We start from the raw sequence: 19,678 nt of genomic DNA on the forward strand, positions 1-19,678 counted from the left end.
CTCTTGAAAAGCATCTTCAAAAAACTAGGTTCTGTCGCTCTTTATTCTTTAGTTGTTTATGGGGGCTTAAACGCTATCAATACAGCATTATTGCCGAGTGAATACAAAGAATTAGTGGCTTTAGGCTTTAAAAAAATCAAAACATTCCATCAAAGACATGACGATGAAGAAGTTACAGAAGAGGAAAAAAAATTCGCCACTAACGCTTTGAGAGAAAAATTACGAAATGATAGGGCAAGAGCAGAGCAAATTCAAAAGAATATTGAAGCGTTTGAAAAAAAGAACAACTCTTCTGTTCAAAAAAAAGCGGCTAAGCACAGAGGATTGCAAGAATTAAACGAAACTAACGCTAACCCTTTGAATGACAACCCTAATGGCAATTCTTCCACTGAAACCAAATCTAATAAAGATGATAACTTTGATGAGATGATCAATAAGGTGAATGAAGCTTTTGTAAAACCTACTGCTCCGCTTGTGCCTAATGAGTGGAGAACGCCTGAAATTGAAATCATTATCAATGAGTGTATTATTTCAAGCAACGATTACGATGGGTTAAGAAAGTGTTTGATCAAAGACATCAAGGATCAAAAAATTCTTGCCCCCTTATTAGAAAAAATTCAAGAAATAGAGACAGAAAATAACAAGTTTTCTAGACAACACTTGAGTGGTTTAAAACTCGCTCTTAATAACAGCAACAATAGAACCTTTCTTATAGCTTCGTGCGCTATTTGTGAGAAGAGAAGAAAAGAAATGGAGCAAGAAAATAACTACCAAGATACTACAAATGCAAGTGAGTTTGGAGCTACTGATACAAAAGAAAACGAAGCAAAAGATGCAACATTCTCAAACAATCGCTCTAAATCTGAACTGCCCAATAGCGTCATTAATCAAATAGAACAAAGTATCGCTCATGGAAAAAAATAGCGATCCAAATTATTAGCTCAAAAAACAACTAGAGAAACAAATCCCAAAAATTAGAAATCATAGCTTGTCATCTCAGAAAATCATTTGACAATGATCTTACTTGATTGCCTTTCTTGTAGGTATTGTCGCTTGCTTTGTTCTAGGGATCTTTCTAATGCGTCCAACTCCTCTAAATAATTTAAAAAGACCTTGTTGTGAGCTAACATAAGCTTTCTGATTCCTTTGATGAAATTTTTATTCTTTAGGCTTTCTACAAGCGTCTGTGAAGCAGTGATTAAAGAAGCTGTACCTCCAATGTTGCTCTGATACGCCTTTAGGGAAGTTTCTAAACGCTCTCTTATATTTTGTTTTTCTTGCTCGATTTTCAGCTTCCCCTCACAATAAAGAACTAAAATTTTATCGGATATTCCGCATTGCTGTTCAGCAGTATTTTGGTCTAAGGGATTGATTTTCATATAGGTTAATAAAAGTTCAGGGCTAGACATATAAGTCTTGAAAATCACATCTTCTGAGATGAAAAATAACTCATTCGCTTCAAAATTGGCTTTCAATAACACTAAATCTCCCCTCAAAGCCATGGCCACTTTTTTGATGTTTAGAGCATCTTCTTGACCTATTTTATTATTAGCGCTAGGGCTAGTGGTTGAAAAAATCTCATCTAAGTTTTTGAGCACTTGTTGGTTGGTCTCTTGGTAGGTGCTATCCAGTTGCTTTAAGCCGCTTGTTATATCTTCTGCAATCAAAACAGACAATAGCAAAAAAGAAAATATGGTATTTTTCACGAGTGTTTTCATTTGACAATAACTTTAGAGCTAGCAATGTTTCTTGCTGTCGTTTCTCTTTCTAATTTCAGTTGTTCTTCCCAAAGGTCGGCTTTTTTTTCAAGATTCTCTATATAGTTTAAATGATTTTCTGCGTTTAAGATCGCAACTTCTATGAGCGCGTTCAAATCTACTGATCCTTTTAAGGTTTTGATTTCTCCATTGATCCCATTCAAATAAGCGATATTTTGAAAATCTGCATCACTCAGTTTATTTTGAATAAGGGCTACAATCATTCTGTAATTCTGAATAACCTGTTCCATAAGGCATGCTGAAATTTTTAGCCCATCAAGATAGGGGCATTTTGTAGGTACTAGAGTAAATGTTTCAATGATTCCAAATGGTGCACCCATGCTTGAAAAAAAACTAAGAGCAGGCGCATAGATGGCGCTTTGAAACAAAGCCTGACCTGTTAGGGAATTATAGTCAATAAGGGTCGCTTTTTGCATAGCTGTTTTCAACCATGTTTCAAAACCTTCTAAGGTTTCTTCAAACGCCTTGATACCAATCGTATTGTAAGCGATGTATTTAGCGTTATTAGAAGAATTTCCTAGAGCTTGAGAAAGCATTTCCATTTGTGTTTTTAGGGTAACGCTCGGTTCAAAGCTGTTTTTTAACGCTTCTAAGAGAGCGTTTTGCTGGTTCATTTTGAGCTTGATTATTTCGTTATTTTTTTGGAGCGCGATTTGCATGTTTTGGATTTCTGTTTGGGTGTTAATTTTTTGTTTTTCCACGATCATTTTGACATTCCCCCCCAATGCGCTAAGCGCGCTTGAATACCCTTCCATGACGCCAAGCAAGATGTCTGAACCTGCAAAAAAACCCCCTGTCATGCCATTGACACCATTAATAACGCCATTAGCCCCTTTTAACATAGCACTCATGGTTGCAAGCTGAGTCCTCAATTCTCCCTCTATTTGCGCTTGAATGGCTTTTTCTTTGGCACTAGATTGAGCTTCTATGGCTTTCAATTCGGCTTGAGCGGTTTTTTGTTTGGCTTGTGCATCCGCCTGAATAGCTTTTAAGGCAGGTTCAAGCGTCATTACTACCTCTGCACCATTCAAGGACAAGCCACAAAAAGTCAAGAAAGAAAATACGTTTAAAAAACATTTCACATCTCTTTCCTCACTTCACGATTATTTTAGTTTGCACCCTTTCTGTTAAGTAGCTATCTTTTTGCCCCTTAAGCTTGTCTTTGATGTAATCAAGGTAAGTCAAATGCGATTTCAAAAAAGATTTATTCGCTACTATATTGTAATTATATAGCGAGCTTATGTTAGAAATCGCTTGAGTGTCATAGGTGCTAGTAGCTAATCCTGATTGATTAAGTATCATTTGAGAAGCGTTCTGCAACAAATTGGTATTATTCTTCACAAATTCTATATAGTATTCTCTCAAAATTTCTGCTACTTTTTCAGCATAGCAATAAACAGCAAGAACTTTGTCCCCAATAGGGCATGCAGGAGTGGTCATAGGATTAGTGCCTGAAGTTAGGGCATTAGTGGCTAACGCTTGGTATTTGGCATAAACAGTGGGCATAGAAACGCTCATGGGCGTCATAGAAATTTGCATGCAACTGAAAAACACTTTTGATGAGCCAACAAGTGCGCCTAAAGCGGTACAGCTATCAAGGGAATCGGCTGTATCATTCATTGAGCTGTTGCTTGCTTGAGAACGCAGTTGCTCTTGTAGAGCTAGGGCGTATTTTGGTGCTGCGCTTGTAATATTGCCTAATATACCGCTCATCATTTCAACCGTTGTTGGCACGCTAGGAACAGCGATTTGATTCGTCGCATAAGCTTCAATAGCGCTAGGATTTTTAGGGGTAGTGTTACTCGCTAAAATGCTTGCAATCTGACTATTAACAGCACCAATTTGCGCGCCTTGCGTGTTGCCTTGCGCGTTAAATTCCCCTGTTAATTTGCTGATATTTAAGATATTGTTCCCCACAGCCATGCTTTGATCGTTAAAACCCTGATACAATTGGTTGTATTGTTGGTTAGCGGCTTTCATAGGCATGCTTACGGCTTCAGCGATGCTTTGATTGTATTGGGTCATGATAGCGGTCATTTGCGGATTAGTAAATCCCACAACAATAGGAATAATCGCTGCTGACATAGCACCCGCTACTATTCCTGCAAATGGCCCTGCAACACCACTTGTGCTTGAGATGATTGAGGAAATTTCCGATAAGAACCCTGCAGAAGATGATTCATATATAGCTTGTGTACCTGCCATGTTAATACCCTCCTAGTTAATACCCTAAGATCGGTGGTAAAAACGATGAATCTGAGTATGTTGGCGCATAGCCATACATGAAAGGATTGTTTGGACCGTAATCGCCCATCATTTGGCTCATGAGAAGATTTTGAATGCCCCACATCGCATTGATACCTAGATTATCATTAGGTTGAAAACTCCCTAAACTTATGTTGTCAAACTTGATATTAACATTCTTATCATTATAGTCATTGAGTACGGCCACTTTTTGCTCTAGGGTTTCTTTAGGGATCTCTATTTTTAGTTGATCTCTAGAAACAAGCCCCACGCTATTTAGCGCCATATCTTCAGGACTAATATCTTTTATATCCGTGTTTTGGTCAGCGTTAAGCGGAGCGTTAAACATGCCAATGATAAGACACCAAGCAAATAGTAATTTAATTTTATAAAAGTTCGTTTTCATACTTTTGACTCCTTTATTCTTATTTTCAGCATTATTCTAGCGCATTAACACCACTCAATCGCTGTTTTTGTTTTGATTTTCTTGATCGAGCATTTTGTTTGTTACTTCATCAATGTTTTGAAAATATTTTTCAAAAAGCTCTTTCTTTTTAGCTTCAACGCTCATATCAGTTTGAATCCAATTAGGAATAATGGAGTCCATGATCAAATGCGTGAAGTCATAGGCATGATTGGTTGGGTATATTTTGTTCTGAACATAGTATTCTAAAAAATTCGCTTGAACAAAAAAATTCTCTATATCGCTCTGCATGTCCTCGCTTATGTTGTTATTGATAGGTTTTTCTAGTAATCTGAGAATCCTATACGACTGCCTGATAGTTTCTAGCATGAAGTAAGCATAAACATAAACTAATGAAACAAAAGAATTATTGGCTTTAAACGAGCTTGCATCATTTTTCCCACTTTGAAGAGGAATCAATCTTGATAATGTTTTTTGGGGATCTTGCCCATCGTTTATTTCTTTAAAAAAGCGGAAGTCTAAATCCTGATTACTGAGAAATGACTTGACAAAGTGAAGATTAGCGTTAAGACTATCTATGAGACCTGAATAAAGGTGTTCTGTTTTGACATCATCTATATTCAAAACATTCTCATAAAATACATTGACATGGTCTTCTAAGAAATTAGAAAAATCATAAAGAGCGGTAAGGTTTTGTTCAGTGATTTCACCTTCCATTTCTTCTTCTATGAAATCCAATTCTTCTCTCAGTTCAAAAAGGTAATTAGAAAAACTATCCAAAATCGTCAAGACATCATTTTCCAAAATTTTCAATAATTTTTGTTCGCGCAAACTTTGTTTCATTTTAATACTCCTTTATTTGTTGATACATTTGCCTCAAGGCCTGATATTTATCTATGATACTATGGTTTTGGATAATCTTGTCAATTTCTTTGACAAATACAGTATCTGTGGATAAAATTTTCAAATATTCTTTAGGAATGCCTCTCAAATTAAAACTAGCGATAACGCTAGGGCTTCCATCCTGTTTGTAGAGGATTTTCCTATCCAGCCCCTTAGTGATGATTTCAAATTCTTTTTCTGTAACATTAGCCAATCTTTGGTAATCAGAAAGATTGCCCCCATCGTTTCTCAAAAAAATCTTTGTAGGGCATTGTTCTCTAATCGTATCAGCAATAGGGCAAGCCAAAAGATCAGTGATGCTTTGAGTCGCAAGCCTGACAATAGCGTTTCTTTTCCTTGCAGTTTTTAGCATGTCTCTCACAAAATAAGCCACCTTTGGATCGCCTAAATATTTCCACGCTTCATCAATATCTAAGACAAATCTACGCCCATCCATTGCCTCTTGGATACGAGCGAAAAGGTAAAAACAAATAAAGGGTGAAACATCATTATTGTCTAAGAAACTTGACCCATCAACGCCAATAATCGTTTTTGAAAAATCTAAGCGATCTGTTGCTTTATTATCAAAAAGCCATTGAAATTCACCATTGGTTGATTTGCAAAAAGGCGCTAATCGTGCGACAAGCCCATTAGGATCATTGTGGTCTTTCCCGAAAGCATTAATAAGTTGAGTGATGGGATAATCTAGGTTCATATCTCCTGTGATAAGGTTGGTTACTGCCGCTGCAAGCGTGTTAGAATCTGCTAGGCTAAAAGAGACGCTGTTGCCATTTTCATCTTTTTCATCGCTTTTGGTCGCTAGGTTTTTCACAAGCTCTTTGACAACAGAAATAGCTGTTTGTTTTTGCTCCATTGTTGCATTTGTTTTTTGCACACAAGCCGCCCAAGCAAAAGGATTTAATCCTGTATCTGTCCCCAATTCAATCTTGACATACTCCCCACCCATTGCGACAATATTCCCATAAGCGCCATAATCTTTATCCATATAGACCATAGTGAGCTTTTGCTTGTCTTTGCTGACATTAGCAGGAAAATTGTGAGCAAATTGCCCCATAGCGTTTAGAGTCATGGACATAAACACTGTCTTACCTGAACCGGTTGAACCAAGTATCAAAGTGTGTCCCGCTGAAGCTGAACCAAAATCGGTAGGCATGTGGAAGTTCAGATAAAAAGGCGAATTGATCTCGCTTTTTAGCGTCATCACACTATTGCCCCAAGCGTTATTGTCTTGATTGCCATCAAAACTCATAGCTCTCATAGCGATGAAATCAGCAAAATTATTAGAAGTTACATCAAAAATAAAAGGAAGCGTGATAAAAGAGCAATGTTTGGCAAAAAAGTAATTTTCCATAGAGAAAGTCGCTGCGTTGGCTAAAAAACCTTTAGCGTTAAGACTAGAGACGCATTCCTTAACGCTTTGTTTCATTTTTTCAAAGCTATCAGCAAACAGCACTAAAGAATTACCATAACTGCCTAGCGTAATATCACCATTACCCACTAATTCGCTCAAGCAACCTAAAGTCATGCCCTGCTCTTTAGAGCCTCCACTAATAATAATTCTTCTAGAGGTGAAAGCCAGTTTGTCCTTTAAAACCTGTGAGTTTTTAGGCGAATAAGCATGCATAAAGATAAATTCGCTGTCTAGAGCGTTGATTTTATCAAACAAATCGCTCTGTGATTTAGGGGCGTATTCACTAATTTCAATAGCGCTAAAATATTTTTCACTCAAGTCATCATTTAAGATTTTTCCATGCTTATTAGCAAAATAAACTTCTTTCACCCCTCCATGCATTTTTTCTTTGAGATACAAGTCTTTTCGGTTGCAAATAAAAGGGGCTTCATTCATTCCCACAAGAAAATTGTAAAATTCGCATTGTTTGGAGTAAATAATGCCATCTTTGGTGTATTCTTTTAATCTAATGGGGTGGTATTTACTCAGTAGCTCTTCTATGAGCTCTATCCTATCCTTGAAGTTTTCAAGCTTGGCTCTAATAATCCTTTGAAACTCTTCAAAATTATTGTCTGCAAAATGCTTTTTATTCATAACGGGTTCATTGAGAGTGTCTAATAAATCTTGCTCTATGGTGAGATAAAAACTAATATCATAAAAACTTTCTCTCTTTTGCTTCTCATTATAGGCTCGCATGAAATCATTAGAAAAAATAAGACTATAATCCCTATTGGTTTCATCAATAACGATTTTCTTTTTAATAGTGTGAAAATAAAATTTGAATTCAGGGGTAACAAAATTCCTAAAAACGCTATAAATAGAAGCGTGTAACTCTATGAGATCTTTTTTGGAAGTGGTTAAAAAATCAATGCCCCCCAATTTGATTGTGCCTAAAAGAGAATAGTTGTTAGTAAGGATCACCCCATCATCTAAAAAACATTCATAGTTATTCGCTAGATAGGAATTTGCAGCGCTCACAAGTCTGTCTTCTCTGTTTGGATTTAAGTGGATGTCATTAGCCATTTCTTTACTAGGCTTCATGGAAAAAATGCTCATGAACGCTTTGTTTTTCACGCCCTTAAACAAAAAAGGTTTTTTAAATTTCATCGCTCGCTCCATTCTTTGATAAAGCCTATAATCTTTTTTGAATCCAAGAGCTACAAGCACAATAACAATCGCTACAATCAAAACAGGTTCATAGGCTTGAAAAAGAATAACAGATAATACAATTGTTACAAACAATATAAATATGGAGGAATAAATAAAAGTTTCAGGGAAACCAAACAACCTATTCCCCCCATCAAACAAGACTTTAAAAAAGGGATTGACACCCTTTTGCATGTCTGCTTTAAGCTCTTCTATTTTTTGAAACTGCCGCTTTTGAACCTCTTGCTCTATGATTAGCTTTTTTTGTTCATCAGCCTGCTTGCTTGCCACAAACACCCCTCTCTTTATAGATATACCGCTTCACATGTAATCGTATAAAAGATTTTTTGAGAGACTCTATAGTGCTAATGTGTTTCAAAAGATCATTAGGGTCATAAGAATTGAATACGGCCAATAAAACATTATATAGCTTATCATCGCATAGAATTTCTCTTGTTTCTCCGCGCAATGACAGAAAGCAGCGTTGTTTGTTGGTCGTGCTGATGCTTTTGAAAGTAAAAAAGTCTTTCACTTCAGGATTGATCTGTAATTCTACATTCAGTCCCATTTCTTTACCCTTTTCATCAAAGATTTTTTCAATAATGGGATCGTAATGCTTCAAATCCTTTATTTTTTTAAGGACTCTATTGACAATCACGAAATCAAAAACTTCATCTTTGATAATATCGGGATTGACTTCTTTGAAAGTTACTTTCTTGTCTTTCAAATTTTTGATAGTCGCTTTAAAACTATCAAAATCTAAATTCGTATAAACAAGCCCATTGGGAGTGTTTTTTTCTTTTTCTAGCGCTTCCTTTTTGGCTTGATTATCGTCATTTGCTAACCCATACGAACTGAAAACAACGAGACTTAAGAGAACTTTCAAAAAAAAGCCTCTCAGTTTTTTATTACTATTATTATTGATCAATTTAGCTAGCTCCTCCACTTTCGCCAATATTGAAGCCAAACTTAGTGCTCAAATAGATAATACCGCCTGCCACCGCTAACATAGCTATGGGTTGCGCGTAAGCAAAAACGGTCGCCTGACCTCTTTTGATGTCATCAGAGATTTTCCAAATATCCGCTATGCCTTTGACCCCTAAAGCGCAACCACCTACGATCGCTAGAACAGAAATGATCTGAATAACCAAAGTTTTAGTTTCAGTGACGCCTGTTGCAGGACTGGTAACCGCCATTAGAGGATTGGTTGTTACCATTAGCCCTAAAGTTACTACAACTTTCTTGTAGCTGTCAGCGATTCTTGTAAAAAATTTCATGCGTTTCCTTTCAAATTGAAATCAATCGCTTGAGTATACCAAAAAAAAAGTATTTTTATACTATCTAGTTACTATTCATACAAGTGCTACTTCATAATTTAAATCAAAAGCGACGCTTTTGTTTGACAACTGACATAATTCAGGGACAATAAACCTACTTGTCCCAACCATTTTTCTTTCTCAAGTCGTTGTAGAATTGCAGATCTTTAGGATCTTTGATGTATTTTTTAATCGTCTCAGGTTGAAACCTAAAAACAAGCAAAAACAAACCCAAGCTGATCAGAGTGAGAATAAAGCTCCATTTTAAGCAACTCCATAGACCACTAAAGAAACTTTTTTTGAGGCTATCTTTGAAAATCTGTCCTATTGATTTGTTTTCCATTTTATTTCCCAATGTGGATCACAAACGCTTAATTGCAAATAATACTTAATGGTAAGTATGACACACACAAACCAAACTATTTTTAGAACGCTTCATGCACTCACCTTGTCTAACCATTTCTCCAACCATCTTTAGCGTTGCATTTGATTTCTTCAAAAAGGCTCATTTCTTAATTTCTTTTCTTTGTTAAAATTTGTCCATTTTAGCAAATTTTTGTTAATTGTGGGTAAAAATGTGAATCGTTCCTAGCCTTTAGACGCCTGCAACGATCGGACTTTTTCAATATTAATGAAAAAATGCCAAATATTATATATGTTACTAACCCAAGGCAAGATCAATCCTTACAAAACAAACCCTTTTAATACAGCTTGATTGTCAGCAATATCCCTTATAGCAGTAAAAGCCCTTTAATAAGGCTAACAAAGAGCGGTATTTCATTATAGAAGCGTGAATCATCTATACAAAAAAGGTTCAAGCGTTCAACCAAACATTTCGCTGATTTCATATTTTTTAGCGGCTTTATCCTTAAGCCACAGGGCCACTTCTAAAGCCCCTTTAGCAAAAATAGATCGGTTAGTCGCCGTATGGCTAAGCTCTATGCATTCGCCCTCTAAATAAAACCCTATCGTGTGCTTCCCGGCAACATCGCCCCCCCTTAAAGCGGCTATGCCAATGCTTTCTTTAGAGCGCAAACCTTCTCTGTGAGTGGTGAGAGCGTTTTTTTCATCATACCCCCTAGCCTTGGCGCAAGTTTCATACAAACTCAACGCAGTGCCGCTCGGCGCGTCTTTTTTGAGATTGTGGTGCGTTTCTACAATTTCAATATCCGCATCTTTTAATTTCAAAGAAGCTAAAAAGGCTAATTGGTTGAGCATCATAATCCCTATAGACATGTTGTGCGCATGCAAAAGTGGTGCTTTTAAGGCTAATTTTTGCATTTTTTCTAGCGTTTCTTTTTCTAAACCGGTTGTGCCAGAAACTAAAATTTTAGGGCATTCTAAAAGAGCCTCTAGCAAATTATCCAGGCCTTTAGGCAAAGAAAAATCAATCACGCATTCGCATGCCCTCACAAACGCTTTTAAATCATTGGTTACTAAAGGGGCGTGCGAAAAATGGCTAAAATCCGTTTCGCATTTTTGCCTGACAAACACACTAGATAGCGCTAATCCCTTATACCCCCCTTTTAATTCTTCTAAAAGCAGTTTCCCTATACGACCGCTCGCTCCATAAACACCGATTTTCATGCACTTTCCTTGCTTTTAAATCTTACAGCCCCATTTTAAAAGGGTTTAAAATATTGTTAGGATCAAGGGCTTTTTTAATATTCCTAAAAAGCTCCATTTCACTGTGATTAAACGCTAAAGGCATGAATTTGGCTTTAGACAAGCCTATGCCATGCTCCCCGCTTAAAGTCCCCTCCAAACTAATAGCGGCCTGAAAAATCTCTTCCATAGCTTGATGCCCTTTTTCTAAATCTTTTTTAGGATCTTCTAGCATGATATTCACATGCACATTGCCATCGCCCGTATGCCCAAAACAAGGGATTTTAAAGCCGTATTTTTGGCTGATTTTGGCGACTTCTTGCAACAAACTCGGCAAACTCGCTCTAGGAACGGTTACGTCTTCATTCAATTTCTTTTTACCATAAACGCTAATACTTTGAGAAGCGTTACGCCTTGAAAACCATAAATCCTGCTCTTCTTGTTCGTTTTGAGCGATCTTAAAATCCACGCACCCATTGGCTTTGAAGTGCTTTTCTATCTCATTGAGTTGCCATGCAATCTGCTCTTTAACCACGCCATCCACTTGAGTGATGAGTATCGCTCCAGCGTCTTTGGGTAAGCCTTTAGAAAATCTCTCTTCAACCGCTTTGATGCTCAAATTATCCAAAAATTCCATCGCTACAGGCGTAACCCCACCGCTCATTGTCTTATAAACGGCGTTCATGGCGTCTTCAATATGGTTAAAAACCCCCATCGCGCTCTGTTTTAGGGGCGGTTTGGCTAAAAGCTTTAAAGTGATTTCAGAAATCACGCCCAAACACCCCTCACTAGCGATCATCAGCCCTGCGATATTAAAGCCGGCGACATCTTTGATCGTTTTTTTGCCCGCCCTTATGATTTCACCATTCGCTAAAACCACCCTTAAAGCCATGACATAATCTTTAGTGATGCCGTATTTAGCCGCGCGCATGCCACCGGCATTTTCAGCGACATTCCCCCCTAAAGTGCTTTGACTCTCACTCGCTGGATCTGGGGGGTAGAATAAATCCAATTTTTCCACTTCGTTTTGAAAATGCTTGTTAATCACGCCCGGTTCTACTCTAGCGATCAAATTTTTAGTGTCAATCTCTAAAATCTTATCCAAATGCTTTTCTACGCTTAAAACTAGCCCCCCACTCACGCTCAACGCTCCCCCTGTAAAACCGCTCCCAGCCCCCCTAGGCACAACGATGATGCGGTGCTCGTTGCAGTATTTTAAAATCTGGCTGATTTCTCGCTCGTTTTTAGGGAAAATCACGCCGCTAGGCAAATGCCTTTCTTTGGTAGCGTCATAGCAATAAGCGTTCAAATGTGCTAAATCGGTGAAAAAATCCTCTCCCCCTACCAGGTTTTTAAAATATTTAATGTGTTGTTGGTCTAACATGTTATTTTTTACCCGCTTCCAGCGCCTTTCTTCGCTCTTCAAGCTCTTTTTCATCTCTTTCTTGATGCTCTCTCGCTCTTTGTTCAAATTCTCTCGCTCTTTGTTCGGCTTTGGCTTTTTTCTTTTCTTCTTTCAAGCGGCGTTTTTCTTCTTTAGAGCTTGGTTTTGGCGCTTCTTTTTTAGTGGCACTCTCTTTTAAGACAGAAGTATTTTCTGTGTCTTTTGGAGTGGCGTTGTTTTCACTACTTGGCTCATTAGCGGATTCTTGCTTGATTTCTCGCTCGTTTTCTTTGGCATTGACTTTTTCATTGCCTTTATCCATTCCTAAAGCTTTTCTTCTTTCTTCAGTCTCTTTTTCGTCCCTTTCATCATGCTCTTTTTCTCTTTCTTCAAATTCCATAGCCTTTTTGGTGGCTTTAGTTTTTTTCCTTTCATCTCTTGAACGACGCCTTTCTTCTTTGGCGTCAAGTTTTCGCTCTGCTTTTTGGTAGTTTTTCTCTTCTAAAGTGGGAGCGTTTTCTGCGCCTTGATTGGCTTTTTTAGGCTCTTTAATGGCTTCTTGCTTGATTTCTCGTTTATTTTCTCTAGCATCAATCCTTTCTTCTTTCTTTTCAATCCTTACTTCTTTTCGTTTTTCTTTTTTGACTAAAGCGTCATAGTAAGCGAAGTAATTTTTAGATTGACTGCCTGAAAAAAGTTTCCCTAGCGTGCCTGCATCAATGCCCTCAACCCTAGAAAAAAACGGCGTAGAAGTTTTAGTAACGCCGCTTGTATCCAACTCTCTTTTTTCTAAAATTTCAAAACTCTCACAGCTTAAAATATTGAGCGTGTTCGTGGTTACAATATAAATCACCCCCACGCTATAAACGTTGCACGCTTTCCTTAAATTAGCGATTTTTGGGTCAAACCCATTCAAAAAAGTAACCAACAAATCAGAACTAATAAAATTAATATCGGTGTTAGTCGCTCTGATTTGCTCATAGAGTTCATCATTAGGAGCGATTAAAAACGCTTGGTTGTTGAATTGCCTAAAATAGACTAAATCGCCCTTTCTAGCGACCATTCTTGGAGTGGGTAAATGCCTTTGTTTCATAGACTCAAACGCTCTGAATTTAGCCGTTGCGACTCCATTTTCAACAGCAATAATGACCACTTCAGAATTAACGATTTCATAATCTGAAAGTTTAGTAACGACAAAACCAAACTCCCCCACTTGCAAATCATGAGCTGGAAAACGAATGATTTTTTTAGGCAAATCCACAAATTCTATACTCACTCTTAAGGGCTCTTGCCAAGAGGCTGATTGCAAGCTTATAAAACTCATTAAAAGAAGTCCTATCAAAAGCCTTAACATAAAATTCCTTTTAAACATTTTTAAACTTTTTTAAATGCCACAAAATGGCTAAAGACAATCCGGTGGTTTTAGCGTATTGAAAATCCATTACAAAATCAAAAGCTTTTGATCGCTCTAAAAACAGCACTTCAATCTTTTCGGCATCAATCCCCCCACCCTTTGAAACCCTCAAATCCGCACACACTTCAGCGTAATAGAGCGTTTGCAAACTCCCGCTCAACCCAGTCGCGCTATAAAATTGGCCTATGGTTTCTAAATTTTTAGGGCTAATTTGATAACCGCATTCTTCTAGCGCTTCTTCGCAAACGATTTCTTCTAAACTCTTATTAGCTTTATCCACAAGCCCCGCGCACAATTCATAAGTGTATCCGTCAATAGTTTGATCTTGATCGCGCTTAAAATAAAAGTTACGAGCATAAATGGCTGGGCGGAATTGTTTCACAATCACAAAGCAATCGGATTCTTTTTCATAGAGTAAAACCGCCACGCTGTCTAAAGACTTAATAATATCCCATGTTTTCTTAGTATTCTCTTCATTATAATGCATGCGCTTTAATTCTATGAAATTAGAGCCAGAACAAGGCTCTAAATACACACTGGAATCATCTACTAAAGATTTTTGATTGAAAATATTCTTAAAATAAGACATTAAAAACCCTCTAAAAGATAAAATGAATTTTTTTCAAAAGGATGGGTTTTAAAAAGTTCTTCTAATTTTTGCTTAGAATGCTGAGCTTTTTCTAAAAAAACCTCTCTTTGCTTGCCGTGTAATTTGCTTTTAGCGGTGCGGATATAGCCTAAAGGATTAATGGGGCGGGAGTTTTTATACACGCCAAAATGCAAATGCGGCCCGGTGCTTAAACCCGTGCTCCCCACTCTTCCTATGATTTGCCCTTTTTTAACGAACGAGCCTTTTTTCAATCCGTTAGCAAACGCACTCATGTGAGCATACACCAAGCGCAATTCGTTCAAATGGATTTCAACTACTTTCCCATACCCCACCTTAACCCCTATAAAACCCACACGGCCATCTGAAGCAGAATGGATCAAACTGCCATGTTTAGCCGCATAATCCACGCCGTAATGAGGCCGTCTAACTTTTAAGACAGGATGGAACCTCCCATAAGAAAAAGGCGAAGAAATGCGGGTGTATTTCACCGGGGTTTCTAGTAAAAACCCTGCCACTTCTTGCGCTTTTGAGTCGTAATAACGCCCGTTTGAATGGGAAAAGAGATAGTATTGGTGCAAACGAGAGCTAATCATGGCTATTTTAATGGTTGGTTGGCCAAACGCTTGCCCCACACGATAATCCCTTGTATAAACGATAGCGATTTTATCGTTTTTTGCTAAGCGTTTAAAAGGCACGCTTTTTTTATACGCGTTCATCAATTGGTTGGCTAAAAGGGGGTCATTGGTGGCTTTGACAATATCTTGATAGGGCGAAGTTTGTAAAGAAAGAAGCAAAGTTTTTTCTTTACGAGTGAAAATAATAGGGATAAAGTCTAAAAAATAATCCTCCCCTTTTTTGTAAATATGGATTTGTAAATCCTGGCTTATAGGGATAAGGGCTTGAATGAGCGTGTTGTTAGCATCTCTTAAAGTGTAATAGGTAACATTGCTTTGGATTTCAGCGCTCAATTCTTTATCTTGAGAGCTCAAATTGTAGTAGAGTTTTTGAGGGATACGATTTTTTTCTAAAAACCCTAACAGCGTGAGCTTATCCCACACAAGCCTTTCGCCCACTAAAAGAGTTTGCTTTTTAGCCATTCCATCGGCTTTTAAAAGAACCCCATAGGATAAATGGAATAAAAAAGCAACCATTAAAAAATAGATAAAATTTAAAATAACTTTCTTATGAAAAAATACCATGCAGTCGTTTAATGCCTTCAATTGAATCTGTATTTTATTAGTATAACATAAGCCATTAAAGAAAAACGATACAAGTTTAAAGCCTAGCCTTGTTTTTATAGCTTTATGAAGTGCGTTGTATTGATGCATGGTTATTTCCCATAAACGGGTTTACCTCGCCTAAAGCTTATAGCGTTGGATATTCCCTTTCTAACAATTCGTATCATTGTTAATTTTGAAGTATTTTTTCTAAAATCTTTAACACATCGTTATGGTGCGCTTGGCTTAAAAGTCCAAAAATTTTAAGCATTTCTAAAAACATAAGAGCGTTGGTTTTATGGATAGTTAAAAGGGCATGTTCTTTGAGTGCAGCCGTTCTATTTAATAAGGGGGTAGTGGTTTTTAATTCCAAAATAGAAAAGCAAAAATCCATGCCCCCAAATTGATGCGATCTAAATCTTTCTCTTGTAATCATAAAATTATCTTCTATAAATTGTTTTTGTTTTTCTAAATATTTTAAAGTATTTTCTAAATTTTCTAAACTGATTAAACCCAATCGCTTAGCGTAATCAATCATTTCGCTCAATTCATAAAGGGTTTTTATTTTATTATTAGCCCCTAAAAAATGATATTTTTCATCTTTTAGGGTAGTGAGTTCAAATTTTTCTTTATCTTTAATGGGGACATCATAACCGATTTGCCACTCTACATAATGTTTTAAACTAAAAGGGATTTTTCTAGTCGCTGTTGAAATGCCATAATCGCTAAAGGCATGTCTGATTTTCACACGCACTTTGCCTGAAATTGAAGTTAAAGGAATAGAAACCTCAATCGCTTTTTTATTATCATCAATCCTAATCAAACTCACAAGGGTGTCCTTGAAACAATTTTTTAAAATATTCTAAACGCACTCTTTTATCTTTTAAAAAAGCGTCTTTAATTTCTAAAAAAGCAAAATGATCAATAATAATATCCAAATTACCAAAATAATAAGGGATTTTAGGGGCGATTTCCTTAAAATAATGGATATATTGGTAATAAATCAATTTATCTTGACTGATATACACCGCATTTTCGCTTGGCGCGTTTAAAAAAGTTTTGTTGCATTTGAGAGCGTTAATGTCTCGCATAGGGAAAAAATAGCCCACGCATGCATCAACCTTTTTAGCGTTAGGGTATTTATCCACATAATTGGCTATATAATCAAAATCGTTTAAACATAGCGTCGTATTGCAATCAGTTGGAAAAATAAAACGCCTAATCTCTGCATAGTCCATTCGCCCTCGCTCATATAAAGCTATCACAATAGGAAATTCGTTACTTTTAGTGAAAGATTTAGAAGAAACAATTAAAGCGTCTAAAAGCCTGTAATGATCCTTAAATAGCTTTAATTGCTTAAAATTAGCTTCTTTGATGAGATAAGATAAAGGGTGTAACACGCAAATGAACGCCGGCTTTAAAATTGCAAAAGATTTTAAAAAACTTATCCCTAAATCCCTGGATTTCAATTCGTTGTCTATTTCAAAGATGAAATCTTTATTTTTAATATCTTGTTTGATAAAGGAAGTTCTATCGTTATAGGGGGGATTGCCCACGATGATTAAAGGTTCATCTTGGCTAACGCCATAATTTTCTCTTTTAGGATTAACTAGAGCGTTTATTATTAAAGCACCACACTTAGGGTCAATATCCGCTCCTATTTTTTTAGGGTGGTGGAGTTTTAAAAACTCTTTATTGCCACATGCGGTGTCTAAAAGCGTGTATTTTTCAATACCAACATGCTTTTTTAAAAGCCTGTAAGCACAATCCACTAAATAAGGGGGCGTATAGTAAGCCCCTAAATTCACGCTCTCTCGCTTGGTTAAATGTTTAGGAGTGGCGATTAAAATCCCTTACACATCCAACTGTTTCACATCTTTAGCATGCGCTTGGATAAAGGCTCTTCTAGGCTCTACTTCATCGCCCATGCAAAGCGAAAAGATCGCATCGGTTTTTTCCAAATCTTCAATTTTGAGTTTGATCAAGCTGCGGTTTTCTTTATGCATGGTCGTTTCCCATAAATCATTAGGGTTCATCTCGCCTAGCCCCTTATAGCGCTGGATATTCGCTCCCTTTTTAGCGTGGTTTTCCACTTCTTCTAAAAACGCCAAAATGTCCTTATTTTCTAAGAAATCTAAATTATACTCCATAAGCTTTTGGTAAGTGTAATTCGCTTCTTCAAACAACACTTCTTTAAAAAGGTTGTCATCTAAATTAAATTCCACCAAGCCTTTAGGGGTTTGTGCATGCAAATGCAAGCTTTCTTCAGTGGCAAAAGAGCGTAAGATCTGATAATTCAAACCCTCTAATTTTTCCAAAATGCTTTTTTCTAAAACTTTCATATCAAGGCTTAAGGCGTCCTTAGTTTCAATGAGAAAGCGTAAAATTTCTAGCAAATTGTAGCGTTTTTCTAATTCCAAAAGCGCGTAGCGGTAATGACGCGCCACTTTCAATAAATTCATCAAATCGTTCTTGCCAATCCCTTCAATATCCACCGAATTGATGCCATGCTCAATTAAAAAATGATCCAAAGCGACGCTGTCTTTAAGATAAATTTCTGTCTTGCCTTTCTTGTATTTGTAAAGAGGGGCTTGAGCGATATAAACATGCCCTTGTTCAATCAATGGGCGTAAATAACGATAGAAAAAAGTCATCAGCAAGGTTTGGATATGACTCCCATCCACATCAGCGTCGGTCATGATAATGATTTTATGATAGCGCAATCTTTCTATATCAAAACTCTCTTGAATGCCGCACCCAAAAGCCGTGATCATGTTTTTAATTTCTTCTGATTTTAGGATTTTTGACAAATGGCTTTTTTCCACATTTAAAATCTTACCCTTTAGGGGCAAGATCGCTTGGAAAACCCTATCGCGCCCTTGTTTAGCGCTCCCGCCCGCACTATCGCCCTCCACTAAAAAGATTTCATTCTCTAAGGGGTCTTTACTCTGGCAATCGGCTAATTTTCCAGGCAAAGTGCCGACACTCAAATTATCCTTTTTCCTTGTAAGCTCTCTGGCTTTCTTGCTGGCTTCTCTAGCTTTTGCGGCTAGTAGGGCTTTATTAGCGATGATTTTAGCTTCGTTAGGGTTTTCCTCTAAAAACTGATGGATTTTGTCATAGACTAATTTTGAAACCAACGTGCGCGCATATGAGCTGCCGAGTTTGGATTTAGTCTGCCCTTCAAATAACGGCTCGCTCATTTTCAAGCTCACAACAGCGATCAAGCCCTCTTTAATGTCTTCAGAAATGGGGCGCGAATCTTTGGTTTTAATGTTATTGTCAATGTATTGTAAAATCGCTTTAGACAAGCCCATTTTAAAGCCCGCCTCATGCGTGCCACCCTCAGAAGTTTTAATGTTATTCACAAAGCTTAAGGTGTTTTCATTGTAATCATCAGCATACGCTAAAGCGACCTCTATAGAAGTGCGCGTTTCTTCATCCATGCTTTTAAACGAAATAATGGGGGTGAGCAATTCTTTTTTAGCGCTGTCTTTCACGAATTGTTTCAAGCCGTCTTTATAGAAATAAGTTTCTTGCAGTTGGGTTTTTTCTTCTTTGAAAGAAATTTTCAAGCCGTCGTTAAGATACGCCATTTCTTTGAAGCGCTTTTGCAAAATACCCGCTTGAAATTCAACGACTTCCATCACGCTTTCATCAGGGAAAAATTCAATGGTCGTGCCGCTTTCTTTAGCGCTTTTGGTTTTGCCAATGATTTCAAGCTCGCTAATGGGGATACCCTTTTCAAACTCTTGGCGATAGATTTGACCCTCTTTTTTAATGGTCATAATCAAGCGTTTGCTCAAGGCGTTCACAACCGAAACGCCCACGCCATGCAAACCGCCTGAAACTTTATAAGTATCATTATCAAACTTGCCCCCTGCATGCAAAATCGTTAAAACCACGGTGCAAGCGGGGATTTTTTCCGTGGGGTGAATGTCTACAGGAATGCCTCGCCCGTTATCTTCTACAATGCATGAACCTTCCTCAGTCAAAGTGATGTTAATCGTATCACAAAAACCCGCCATGCTCTCATCTACAGCGTTATCCACGACTTCATACACCATGTGGTGCAACCCACCCACATTGGTATCGCCAATATACATTCCAGGGCGTTTCCTAACCCCCTCTAAGCCTTTTAAAACCTTAATACTATGGCTCTGGTAATTTTGCATTCAAATCGGCCT

Annotated in this window: 18 protein-coding genes and 1 pseudogene; 2 read left to right on the plus strand and 17 right to left on the minus strand. The window is 37.4% G+C overall.

The annotated features are described in order from the left end of the window. Positions 1-3: 3 nt before the first annotated feature. On the plus strand, positions 4-924 hold the full coding sequence (cagN, locus tag HPB14_RS04105) for a cag pathogenicity island type IV secretion system protein CagN (RefSeq protein WP_000835532.1): 921 nt from the start codon (positions 4-6) through the stop codon (positions 922-924). A gap of 80 nt (positions 925-1,004) precedes the next feature. On the opposite strand, the gene cagL is transcribed toward cagN, so the two are convergent. Genes cagL through HPB14_RS04120 form a run of 3 tightly spaced genes read right to left on the minus strand, consistent with a single transcriptional unit; the run spans position 1,005 to position 3,815 of the window. After that, positions 1,005-1,718, minus strand: coding sequence for a cag pathogenicity island VirB5 family T4SS-associated adhesin CagL (cagL, locus tag HPB14_RS04110; protein WP_000855248.1), 714 nt, complete (start codon positions 1,716-1,718; stop codon positions 1,005-1,007). Further along, positions 1,715-2,860, minus strand: coding sequence for a cag pathogenicity island type IV secretion system translocation protein CagI (gene cagI / locus HPB14_RS04115; protein WP_014658484.1), 1,146 nt, complete (start codon positions 2,858-2,860; stop codon positions 1,715-1,717). Before cagI ends, cagL begins: the two co-directional genes overlap by 4 nt. Positions 2,861-2,870: 10 nt before the next feature. After that, positions 2,871-3,815 (minus strand): hypothetical protein, encoded by a 945-nt coding sequence (locus tag HPB14_RS04120; RefSeq protein ID WP_001911541.1) that lies wholly within the window; start codon positions 3,813-3,815, stop codon positions 2,871-2,873. Here HPB14_RS04120 and HPB14_RS08415 point away from each other — a divergent pair. Then, positions 3,802-3,999 (plus strand): hypothetical protein, encoded by a 198-nt coding sequence (locus HPB14_RS08415; protein WP_000562356.1) that lies wholly within the window; start codon positions 3,802-3,804, stop codon positions 3,997-3,999. The two genes, HPB14_RS04120 and HPB14_RS08415, sit on opposite strands and share 14 nt — an antisense overlap. On the opposite strand, the gene cagG is transcribed toward HPB14_RS08415, so the two are convergent. From cagG to gyrB, 14 genes and pseudogenes are all read right to left on the minus strand, one after another. Further along, entirely contained in the window at positions 4,000-4,428 is a 429-nt protein-coding gene (cagG, locus tag HPB14_RS04130) for a cag pathogenicity island type IV secretion system translocation protein CagG (RefSeq protein ID WP_000855900.1), read from the minus strand. Between the two features lie 54 nt (positions 4,429-4,482). Continuing rightward, the gene (gene cagF, locus HPB14_RS04135; RefSeq protein ID WP_000814257.1) at positions 4,483-5,289 is read right to left on the minus strand and encodes a type IV secretion system chaperone CagF; all 807 of its coding nucleotides are present in this window, start codon (positions 5,287-5,289) and stop codon (positions 4,483-4,485) included. A gap of 1 nt (position 5,290) precedes the next feature. Further along, on the minus strand, positions 5,291-8,242 hold the full coding sequence (gene cagE / locus HPB14_RS04140) for a cag pathogenicity island type IV secretion system ATPase CagE (protein ID WP_000495949.1): 2,952 nt from the start codon (positions 8,240-8,242) through the stop codon (positions 5,291-5,293). An 8-nt stretch (positions 8,243-8,250) separates the two neighbouring features. Further along, positions 8,251-8,873, minus strand: a pseudogene (gene cagD, locus HPB14_RS04145) (cag pathogenicity island type IV secretion system protein CagD). Position 8,874: 1 nt separating this feature from the next. Beyond that, positions 8,875-9,222 (minus strand): cag pathogenicity island type IV secretion system protein CagC, encoded by a 348-nt coding sequence (gene cagC, locus HPB14_RS04150; RefSeq protein WP_000668099.1) that lies wholly within the window; start codon positions 9,220-9,222, stop codon positions 8,875-8,877. A 154-nt stretch (positions 9,223-9,376) separates the two neighbouring features. After that, positions 9,377-9,604: a cag pathogenicity island protein B gene (gene cagB, locus HPB14_RS04155; protein WP_000428889.1), complete on the minus strand. Its 228-nt coding sequence runs from the start codon at positions 9,602-9,604 to the stop codon at positions 9,377-9,379. A gap of 479 nt (positions 9,605-10,083) precedes the next feature. Continuing rightward, positions 10,084-10,848 (minus strand): 4-hydroxy-tetrahydrodipicolinate reductase, encoded by a 765-nt coding sequence (gene dapB / locus HPB14_RS04160; protein ID WP_000690488.1) that lies wholly within the window; start codon positions 10,846-10,848, stop codon positions 10,084-10,086. Between the two features lie 22 nt (positions 10,849-10,870). Next, the gene (gene glcD, locus HPB14_RS04165; RefSeq protein WP_014658487.1) at positions 10,871-12,250 is read right to left on the minus strand and encodes a glycolate oxidase subunit GlcD; all 1,380 of its coding nucleotides are present in this window, start codon (positions 12,248-12,250) and stop codon (positions 10,871-10,873) included. 1 nt (position 12,251) lies between these two features. Continuing rightward, the gene (pgbA, locus tag HPB14_RS04170; protein WP_041199487.1) at positions 12,252-13,604 is read right to left on the minus strand and encodes a plasminogen-binding protein PgbA; all 1,353 of its coding nucleotides are present in this window, start codon (positions 13,602-13,604) and stop codon (positions 12,252-12,254) included. 10 nt (positions 13,605-13,614) lie between these two features. Continuing rightward, positions 13,615-14,253, minus strand: a complete 639-nt coding sequence (locus tag HPB14_RS04175; RefSeq protein ID WP_000120009.1) for a hypothetical protein — start codon at positions 14,251-14,253, stop codon at positions 13,615-13,617. Then, positions 14,253-15,473 carry a peptidoglycan DD-metalloendopeptidase Csd3 gene (csd3, locus tag HPB14_RS04180; RefSeq protein ID WP_000231107.1) on the minus strand — a complete coding sequence of 407 codons (1,221 nt, stop codon included), beginning with the start codon at positions 15,471-15,473 and terminating at the stop codon, positions 14,253-14,255. The genes HPB14_RS04175 and csd3 overlap by 1 nt, the downstream gene beginning before the upstream one ends. 208 nt (positions 15,474-15,681) lie before the next feature. Beyond that, entirely contained in the window at positions 15,682-16,320 is a 639-nt protein-coding gene (locus HPB14_RS04185; protein WP_000052858.1) for a R.Pab1 family restriction endonuclease, read from the minus strand. Next, positions 16,307-17,299 (minus strand): hypothetical protein, encoded by a 993-nt coding sequence (locus HPB14_RS04190; RefSeq protein ID WP_001048398.1) that lies wholly within the window; start codon positions 17,297-17,299, stop codon positions 16,307-16,309. The genes HPB14_RS04185 and HPB14_RS04190 overlap by 14 nt, the downstream gene beginning before the upstream one ends. 45 nt (positions 17,300-17,344) lie before the next feature. Next, positions 17,345-19,666, minus strand: a complete 2,322-nt coding sequence (gene gyrB, locus HPB14_RS04195) for a DNA topoisomerase (ATP-hydrolyzing) subunit B (RefSeq protein WP_001182035.1) — start codon at positions 19,664-19,666, stop codon at positions 17,345-17,347. Positions 19,667-19,678: the final 12 nt, after the last annotated feature.

This window comes from Helicobacter pylori HUP-B14, from assembly GCF_000259235.1.
Classification (GTDB): domain Bacteria; phylum Campylobacterota; class Campylobacteria; order Campylobacterales; family Helicobacteraceae; genus Helicobacter; species Helicobacter pylori_CU.